At 61.5% G+C, this 9,229-nt stretch carries 6 protein-coding genes; 2 read left to right on the forward strand and 4 right to left on the reverse strand.

The features are described 5' to 3' along the window. Positions 1-7: 7 nt before the first annotated feature. From dctP to ABSE61_RS30425, 3 genes are all read right to left on the reverse strand, one after another. Positions 8-1,030, reverse strand: coding sequence for a TRAP transporter substrate-binding protein DctP (gene dctP / locus ABSE61_RS30415; RefSeq protein WP_423874867.1), 1,023 nt, complete (start codon positions 1,028-1,030; stop codon positions 8-10). 104 nt (positions 1,031-1,134) lie between these two features. Then, on the reverse strand, positions 1,135-2,439 hold the full coding sequence (locus ABSE61_RS30420; protein WP_423874868.1) for a PQQ-dependent sugar dehydrogenase: 1,305 nt from the start codon (positions 2,437-2,439) through the stop codon (positions 1,135-1,137). 563 nt (positions 2,440-3,002) lie between these two features. After that, a complete protein-coding gene (locus ABSE61_RS30425) occupies positions 3,003-4,478 on the reverse strand; it encodes an AMP nucleosidase (protein ID WP_423874869.1) in 1,476 nt (491 codons plus the stop codon). A gap of 265 nt (positions 4,479-4,743) precedes the next feature. Between ABSE61_RS30425 and ABSE61_RS30430 the strand changes: the two genes are divergently transcribed. Continuing rightward, entirely contained in the window at positions 4,744-6,030 is a 1,287-nt protein-coding gene (locus ABSE61_RS30430) for a cystathionine gamma-synthase family protein (protein WP_423874870.1), read from the forward strand. Positions 6,031-6,241: 211 nt separating this feature from the next. Here ABSE61_RS30430 and ABSE61_RS30435 read toward each other — a convergent pair whose 3' ends face one another. Further along, positions 6,242-8,455 carry a transglycosylase SLT domain-containing protein gene (locus ABSE61_RS30435; protein ID WP_423874871.1) on the reverse strand — a complete coding sequence of 738 codons (2,214 nt, stop codon included), beginning with the start codon at positions 8,453-8,455 and terminating at the stop codon, positions 6,242-6,244. 211 nt (positions 8,456-8,666) lie between these two features. On the opposite strand from ABSE61_RS30435, the gene ABSE61_RS30440 reads away from it, so the two are divergent. After that, a complete protein-coding gene (locus ABSE61_RS30440) occupies positions 8,667-9,002 on the forward strand; it encodes a hypothetical protein (protein ID WP_423874872.1) in 336 nt (111 codons plus the stop codon). Positions 9,003-9,229 lie beyond the last annotated feature (227 nt).

Consider the following 9,229-nt stretch of genomic DNA (forward strand, 5'->3'; position numbering starts at 1 on the left):
TGTTGCCTCATTTGCCAAACGCACGAATGGCGTCGATGTTGTCTTTGCCAAACTGCTTCTGGAATTGCCCTTCGAGGCTCGCGAGCGAGGCCACGAAAGCCGGCCGGTCGATATCTTCGACCACCTTCATGCCGCGGCGACGCAGCTCTTCAATGCCGCTCTTTTCGACCCGATCGATATAGGTGCGGCTGGCCCTGCTTCCGACGAGGCCGGCGGCGCGGAGCATGGACTGATCCTCCGGCGAAAGGCGCTCGAAAGCCCGCTTCGAGATCAGGAAGGCGGCCGGTGAGTAAACATGCCCGGTCAGGCACAGGTAGTGCTGAACCTTGTCGAAATTCGCCGCAAGCACGGTTGCAATCGGATTTTCCTCAGCCTGGAATGCGCCGGAGGACAGGGCCGTGTAGAGCTCGGGGAAAGGCAGCGAGCCCGCGGCCGCGCCGATCGCCTTGAAGCTCGCCACCATCACCTCGGATTGCGGCACGCGAAGCTTGAGATTCTTGAGGTCTTCCGGCCGACGAACGGCGCGGTCGGTAGTCGTGAGGTGACGAAGCCCGTTTTCGCCCCAGGCGAGACCGACCAAGCCCGTTGGCCCGAGCCGCGCCAGCGCCGCTTTGCCAATCTCGCCATCCAGCACGGCGCGGGCATGGGCCAGATCGCGAAACAGGAAGGGAATATCAAAGATGCTGAGTTCGGGGGCGATCGTGGCAAAGACCACCGACGATGCAAACGCCATCTCAAGCGTACCGGCGATGAGATCCTGGCACATCTCCAGCTCGCCGCCGGCCTCGCCCGCGGGGTACACCTCGACCCTCAGGCGACCACCACAGTTCCGTTCGACAAAGGCGGCGAACTCCAGCCCGCCGACGCCGAACTGGGAATCCCGGGGATTGGTGATGCCCATCCGCAGTACCTGCGGCTGGACAGAAGCATAGGCGCGCCGGTTCAAAAAGCCCGAGGTCATGAAGCCTGAAGTCAGGGCGGCCGTAGCGGCACCCGCAAGGAAATGCCGTCTTCGCATCGTGTCACGCATGTCTTTCCCCACGAGCAAAGTAAAAATTGCCGCGGTACATACTAGATGGCTGTAGGGTAAAAAAATCGATAACACGCCCGGAAAACGCGTGAGCAAAGGAAGCGCTACGCGCCCGTCACCCGCCAGATGACATTGCCGACATCGTCGGCCACCAGCAGCGAGCGATCGGGCCCGAGTGTGACGCCGACCGGCCGACCCCAGGATTCCCGCTCGTCCGGCGCCAGGAATCCGGAAAGGATATCGCGCGCCGGGCCGGACGGACGGCCATTCTCGAACGGCACGAACACGACCTTGTAGCCGCTCAGGGTGCTGCGATTCCACGAGCCGTGCTGACCGATCGCCATGCCGTCGGGAAAGCCCGGAAGCGTGCCGGCCAGTACCCAGCATAGACCGAGCGAGGCGGTGTGGCCGCCGAGCGCGTAATCAGGCCGGATCGCCTTGGCTACCATGGCGGGGTCCTGCGGCACCCGATCGTCCACCGTCTGTCCCCAATAGCAATAAGGCCAGCCGTAGAATCCGCCGTCGCCGACTGACGTTAGATAATCCGGGGGCGTCTCGTCTCCGAGGCCATCGCGCTCGTTGACAACGGTCCAGAGGATTCCGGTGCTCGGCTCCCACGCCAGACCCACCGCGTTGCGCAGACCGCTTGCGAAGATCCGATTCGAACCGCTTGCCAGATCCAGTTCGTAGATCGCCGCGCGGCCTTCTTCGACCTGCATGCCCTCGTCGGCGATGTTGGTCAGCGAGCCGACGCCGGCATAGAGCTTCTTTTCATCGGCGCTCAACAGAAGGCTACGCGTCCAGTGGCCGCCCGGCTTGAAGGTGACGAGCTTGCGCCCTGTCGCGGTGATCCGATCGGCGCCCGCAACATAGGGAAAGGCGACGACGCCGTCGGTGTTGCCGACGTAGAAGGTGTCGCCCGCGAGCGCCATGCCGAACGGCTGGCTCAGGCCCTCCATAAAGGCCCAGCGCTTTTCAGCGACCCCGTCGCCGTCGAGGTCCCGGAGCAGCGTGATGCGGTTGGCGCTGACGCCAAGCGCATTGGCCCGCCGCATCGTCGCCTGCATCGCATAGTGAAACATGTTTCGAACGGGACCGGCGACCTGTGTCGACTCGGCGACGAGCACGTCGCCATTGGGCAGCACGTTGATCCAGCGAGGATGGTCGAGTTCGGCGGCAAAGGCGTTGACCTTTAGTCCGGGTGCCGCGACCGGCTTTTGACCATCGCGCCAGCCCCGCGCCGTTGGCATCTTGAGCGTCGGAAGCGCCCCTTGCGGTTTCGCCGTCGGAATCACTGGCGCCTGCCCCCAGGCGGCTTGCGGCTGCGCGCCCTCCTGCAACCGCCGCCATTGCAGCGCGCCCGCACCGACCAGCTCGACCACGCGCGCAAAAATGGCGGACATGTTCATGGCAGCGGGGCTCGTGTTCGTATGGAAAACCAGGAGTGGCGGGGCTGTTCGAAAGAACAAAAGCGGACGAAGGGAATCGAACCCTCGTATTCAGCTTGGAAGTCGCAAAATTTGCTAATCATTACAATAGCCATTCTGACATTTAGCAGCTCATAGAGGGGATTGAGATCACTACAAAATTTCCCGTTGTCAGAATGGGAGTAACGACGAGTGAATGGATATGGCGCCAGCTGTAGTCGCGCCTGAAACGCTCTACGCGTCACCTCTAGACCGGGGACAAACGTACGAGTCGGAAATGGGCCCCTGTCTATACGGCCTAGAATCAGTCAGAGGACTCAATTCCGAGAATTGAGCTTTTTGTCGGCACCGGATCAGTTTGGAACAGTCTATCACGTGGTGATTCTGACGTGACAAAGATGGGGTTACCCTCGGAGCCTCGACCGTTTCTGCTCATTCGTTATCGGCCACGAAATGCCGTTTGCGTATGACCGGCCGCTGCGCGTCAGAAACGGCTATTCGGCAACTGATTGATTTTCGGCTGTTTGCCATCCGGGTCCCGTCGCTTACTGGAACGCGACCTCGGCAAAGCTCCTCAGCTTGCGCGAATGCAGTCGTTCTCGTTCTTGGGACTTGAGCTTTTCCAACGCTCGAAGACCGATCTCAAGATGCTGGCTGACGCGGTGGCGGTAGAAGTCCCCGGCCATTCCAGCCAATTTGATCTCGCCATGCAGCGGCTTGTCCGATACGCAGAGCAACGTTCCGTATGGCACACGGAAGCGGAATCCATTGGCGGCCACAGTGGCCGATTCCATGTCGAGGGCGATGGCTCGTGACTGCGACAGGCGGCGGATGGTAACCGCCTGGTCGCCGAGCTCCCAGTTCCGGTTGTCGACGCTGGCTACCGTGCCGGTCCGTATCACCCGTTTGAGCTCAAACCCGGTCAGCCCCGTCACTTCGCTGACTGCTTGCTCGAGCGCGACTTGCATCTCGGCAAGCGCCGGAACCGGCACCCACAGCGGCAGCTCCTCATCCAACACGTGATCCTCGCGGACGTATCCGTGAGCGAGGACGTAATCGCCGAGCTTCTGCGTGTTCCGCAGCCCAGCACAATGGCCGAGCATCAACCAGGCATGAGGACGAAGCACTGCGACGTGATCGGTGATGTTACGTGCGTTCGACGGGCCAGTGCCGATGTTGATCATGCTGATGCCACCGGAAGCCTGTTGAACGAGATGAAAAGCCGGCATCTGCGGCAGGCGCTCCGGCGGCGTTTGCGTGGGATCCGGATTGCCGAGGCTCGCTTTGGCCGTGATGACGTTACCTGGCTCGACGAAGGCATCGGCCGCGGGATCACCGGCCGCCATGCGCTCGCGGCAGATGCGCGCGAAGGCGTCGACGTAGAATTGGTAATTGGTAAAGATCACAAAGTTCTGGAAGTGCTCCGGATCCGTTCCAGTATAGTGGTAGAGCCGGTGCAGCGAATAGTCCACACGGGCAGCACGGAACATGGCGAGCGGTTGTCGCGGGCCAGCAGGCAGCGTGCCGTTGACGATCGCATCGTCAATGGTGGCGAGATCTGGCGTGTCGAACAAATCGCGCAGCGGCCGGTCGCGAGCTGGCAAACTCGCTGAGACGTTAATGTCGCGTCGATAGGCAAAGTGAATCGGTATCGATTCGTCCGACTCGCCGATCTCGACCGGCACACCATGGTTCTGCATGAGAAGGCCGATCTGCTCGGTGAAATAGCCGCGAAAAAGATCCGGCCGCGTCACCGAAGTCTCGTACATGCCGGGGCCGGAGACGAAGCCATAAGACAGCCGCGAGTCGAGGCGGGCGTGAGTGCCCGTGGTGATCCTGACAAATGGATAGGTGGCACGCACGCGCGTGTCGAAAGGCTCGCCGCCGACATACGCTTCAAAAGCGGTACGCAAGAAGCTGACATTACGTTCGTAGATTTCGGTAAGACGGGCGACCGCCGCGGCCGCATCGGTGAAGGCTTCGGCGGTGATCCGCTTGGGCGACAGGATGTTGTCTGGCATCGGCGTGATCTCGTGGGTTGCCGATACATATAAGCCAGCCGGGCACACGCGGTCGAGACCGCTACGACAGAAACCGATAGTCCGGATGAGAGCTGCGAAATCCCTCTCGGGCGCGGTGAAATCGGTTCCGGGTGTCGCTATGCTGATCCTAGCAACCTTGACTGGAGCCGTTGGATGCCGTGGCATCGACTGCTTCTGACGGCATCGTTATTGCGGTAGGCCCCCAAGCAGGGCGAGGTTCCGAATCCAGACAGCGAGGCAGGCCATGGTGAAACCATTCCCATCGAAGACCCACATCGGCAACCACGTGCTGCACCCCGAAACGCTGATGCTGAACTACGGTTACGATCCGCAACTATCGGAAGGGGCCGTCAAACCACCAGTCTTTCTGACCTCAACCTTCGTTTTCAGGACCGCCGAAGATGGACAGGACTTCTTCGATTATGTCTCGGGTCGGCGCGACCCTCCCGAGGGGATGGGTGCTGGCCTGGTCTATTCGCGGTTCAATCATCCCAACAGCGAGATCGTCGAGGATAGGCTCTCTGTCTACGAGCGCACCGAGAAATGCGCGCTGTTCTCGTCCGGCATGGCGGCGATTGCGACCACGATCCTCGCGTTCGTCCGCCCGGGCGACGTCATCCTGCACTCTCAACCGCTCTATGGCGGGACGGAAACTCTGTTTGCAAAGACGCTTGCGGGCCTTTCCATCGGCGCGGTCGGTTTTGCGGACGGCATCGACGAGGCCGCAGTCACGCTGGCGGCGGAGGAAGCCATGCGCAAAGGCCGGGTAGCGATGATTTTCATCGAAACCCCGGCAAATCCCACCAACGGCCTGGTCGATATTGCGATGGTCCGGCGCGTCGCCGAGATGATCGGCCATGCTCAGGCGCACACGCCGCTCGTCGCGTGCGACAATACGCTGCTCGGGCCGGTGTTTCAGCGGCCGATCGAACACGGCGCGGATCTTTCGTTGTACTCGCTGACCAAATATATCGGCGGTCATTCCGACCTGATCGCTGGTGCGGCGCTGGGCTCTAAGGCTCTCATGAAAGGCGTCAAAGCGTTGCGAGGCGCCATCGGCACCCAACTGGACCCCCATTCCTGCTGGATGATCAGCCGGTCGCTCGAAACACTGAGCATCCGCATGGAAAAAGCTGACAGAAACGCGCGGCTCGTCGCGGATTACCTGCGCGACCACTCCAAAGTGGCAAAAGTCCACTACCTTGCTCACCTCGAAGAGGTCTCCCCCGCCGGCCTTGTGTTCGCAAGGCAATGCAGCGGCGCAGGCTCCACATTCTCGTTCGACATTCTCGGCGGCCAGGACGCCGCATTCAAATTCCTGAACGCGCTGCAAATCATCAAACTGGCGGTGAGCCTAGGCGGCACCGAGTCGCTCGCCAGCCTACCCGCCAGCATGACCCACTCCGGCGTTCCGGCCGACGTCCGCCAAAAAATTGGTATTCTCGACTCCACGATCCGGCTGTCGATCGGCATCGAACACCCGTCCGATCTCATCGCGGACATCGCCCAGGCTTTGAACGAGGCAGACTGACAAGGTTTGACCATCTCCTCGCCAGTTGGAGCCTCGACGGTTTCTACTCGTTCGTTATCGGCCACGAGATGCCGTTTGCGTATCACCGGCCGCTTTGCGCAGACAGCCGAAGCGTGAGGTTCGGCACCCCTTCGAGGGACCAGATGTGCTATGTGTCGTGCGCGCGGTCCTGTGCTCGGGGGGAGCGGACATAGATTGCGCATGTCGAAGGTTATGGAATGGCTGGATCCTCTTGGGAAGCGGACGTCGGAGCTAACAGCGGCGGCGCCGAGTTGGCCTCCTGCAAGCTACTTGGACGTTGATCGGACTTCGAAATCAGCGAACCGCCGTTCTCAAATCGGACGCGATAGACCTGCAGATTCTCGATAACGCGCTGGACATAGTTGCGCGTCTCGGAGAGCGGAATGCGCTCCACCCAGTCGATCGCGTCCACGTCAGGATTGCGCGGGTCGCCGTACAGCTTTACCCAGTCGCGAACACGACCCCGGCCTGCGTTATAGCCAGCAAAGGCCATGATGTGAGAGCCGGCATATTCCTTCAACAATGCGCTGAGTTCAGCGGCGCCCATTTGCGTGTTGTAAACGGGATCAGAGATCATCCTGTCCCAGTCATAGGCCACGCCGAATCGCCTGGCGGTATCGCGTCCGGCTTCCGGCGTCACCTGCATCAGGCCGACCGCGTTGGCCGGCGACTTGTCATGCTGGTCGAATGCGCTTTCGGTACGCGCGACCGAATAGATAATGCTGCGCTCGATCTCAGGACCGATTGGGCTGTGCTGCGGAATTCCGATTGTCGGGAATGCGTAAGGGTCGAGCGCGAAGCCGCGGGCAAGCGCCAGCTTGCCGATCCGCAACATGGCCCGCGCGTCGTTGCGGCGGCCGGTTAGTTCGGCGAGCGCCACCAGCAACCCCGCGTCAGTGCTCTCTTCGGCCAGGTCAGCAACGAAATTTAGAACGACGTCGTGTTCGCCGAGTGCATATAGCATATCCGCGGCATGCACGCGTTCGTCCGCGAGCTCCATGTCGTCAGCCGGGTTAACCCGCACCGGCACCCGCAGCTCGGTTCTGTCGAGTCCGAGCCTGGCGCGCGCGAGCTGTCCGTAATAGGCGGTCGGATAGCTCGCAGCCGCCTCATAGCTGGCGCGCATCGCGTCCTTTTCGCCGATCGCTTCGGCGACGCGGGCTCGCCAGTAGTTCGCCCGAGCGAGCACAATCGGATTGGCCGAGCCGTCGTCGATATGAGCAAAATACGCCCGCGCCGTCGCGGGATCATTGAGATAGCGCAAGGCGATCCAGCCGCACATGAAATGGAAGTCCGCCCGATAATGTTCGCCCGCCGGCAGGGCGGCCTCACGCACCACCTGATAGGCGGTTTCAAATTTGCTCTGATCGAGCAGCTTGCGGGCAAGAAAGCGCCGCTCGCGCCACCATTCGTCGGTATCCTGAAGCGCCATGGTCTCCGGTCGGGCTGCCAGCATCAGACGGGTTGCTTCATCGATCCGGTCGTGATGCGCCATCCAGCGGATACGGCAAAGGGCGTATCCCAGATCACTGCGGGCCTCAGCCGCAACGTCGTTGAGTAAATCGAGCGCCTCGTCCGTGTTTCCGGCCGCACAGGCCTTCACGATCGAAAGCTCGTCGCTGCCGAGGCGCTGCGCAGCGCGCTTGGCGCCTGAAAGATCCTTGGCGCCGATGCGCTTGTCCATGCGGGCACGATGGTCCTCGCGCGTGAGCAGGTCGTGGAATAGCTCAAACGCCTCGGTTTCGGAGCGCTCCAAAAACTCATCCGACCTCCAGGCATGGCGAACCATGCGTCCGGCATCGTCACGGTTGCCTTCGGCGAACAGGACCCGCGCAAGCGCGAAGCGGCCCTTGGCGCTTGTCGGGTGATCACCTACGAAGCCGCGAACGGTGGCGGCGTCGCTGTGTTCCTGCCACAGGCGCGCCTCCGCCCGCTTGCGCATGAGTCCCATACTCGGCCAACCCGGACTATCGGCAATGAACGCTGCGTATCGGCTGAAGTTCGCGTCAGCGTCCGGATGGCGCAGGATGAACCATTCAACGAGTTTCCGAGCCGCCGGATCGGCGATCGTCCTTTGTAGAGCGGTAGCCTCGGTTGTCTTTACCTTGCGCGCGAGATCGATCGCAGCCTTCACTGCCGCGAGATCGGCCGGGAGCGGAGAAGCGTCCGCACTGGCGGACGGAGCGGCGACGGGTCGCGCCGACTCGCGCTCCTTCGCCGCGACATGCTTTGTATGTCCAGCTATCTCGTGCGCCGCATTGCGGTGGTGCCGCGCTCCGCTCGCTTCATGCGGCTTCCCGGCGTGCGGAGACTTATGGTCGGCCCGTGCCATGGCGGCAGTCGAACACACGGCGAGCGAAGCCGAAATAAGGAAACAGGACAGCGGACGTGAGCGCTGGTTCATCCCATAGCCCCCCAAACCAACCGGACGAACCATGCCGTACGGCTGGAGCCGCCCGGAGGGTATCACGGCGTCCGTTCGCAACTGTCGCGTTTCAGCAACAGCGCGTGAAAACCTCCGCAAGATGGAACTCAACCGTCGTGATGCACAACCGATAGGCCGCACCGCTGAAAGCCAGGATTGACGACCTCGGCGCCGTGCCTAAATCCGGTGGATGGTCAAAGCATTCTTATTGGCGGCGCTGGTCTTCGTGGTTTCGGCCTACCCCGCTTTAGCGCAGGATACGAAAGTTTCCGTCGACATGACGGGAATAGGAGGAATGAGTTGCGCGCACTGGAAGGCCACCAAAGAGCATTTTTCAGAGGGAACGGTCTGGATTTATGGCTTTTGGACGGGGCTGAATTACGTTGCAGCTGCGAGCGAACAACCACAATCGAGAACTGACACGGCCGAGATAGTGGCCGAGGTCAAAAAAACTTGTGCTCAGGTACCGTCGCAGACATTGGCCAGCGCCGTCTGGACAACTTATCTTGAGTTTCAAAAGAGGTAAGGCGCCGACGTCCAGGCTGGATCATTCGCCCCTCTTTGCTCGCGCGACATTTCCGGTCCCACCGATGAAAGCTGACTTGCCGGATGGTAGGAGCGATGTCGGCTCTTGTTGAGGGTTTCGGATGCCGGCCGATCGCAGCGGTGCGGCGTGCACCGAGGCCGGCGTCCGAAAGCCGCCAAAGAAAGAACCCGCGGGAAATTGTGGGCGGTGGCGCCGGGATCGCCGGG

It is taken from the genome of Bradyrhizobium sp., assembly GCF_049519115.1.
In the GTDB taxonomy this organism is placed as follows: Bacteria; Pseudomonadota; Alphaproteobacteria; order Rhizobiales; family Xanthobacteraceae; genus Bradyrhizobium.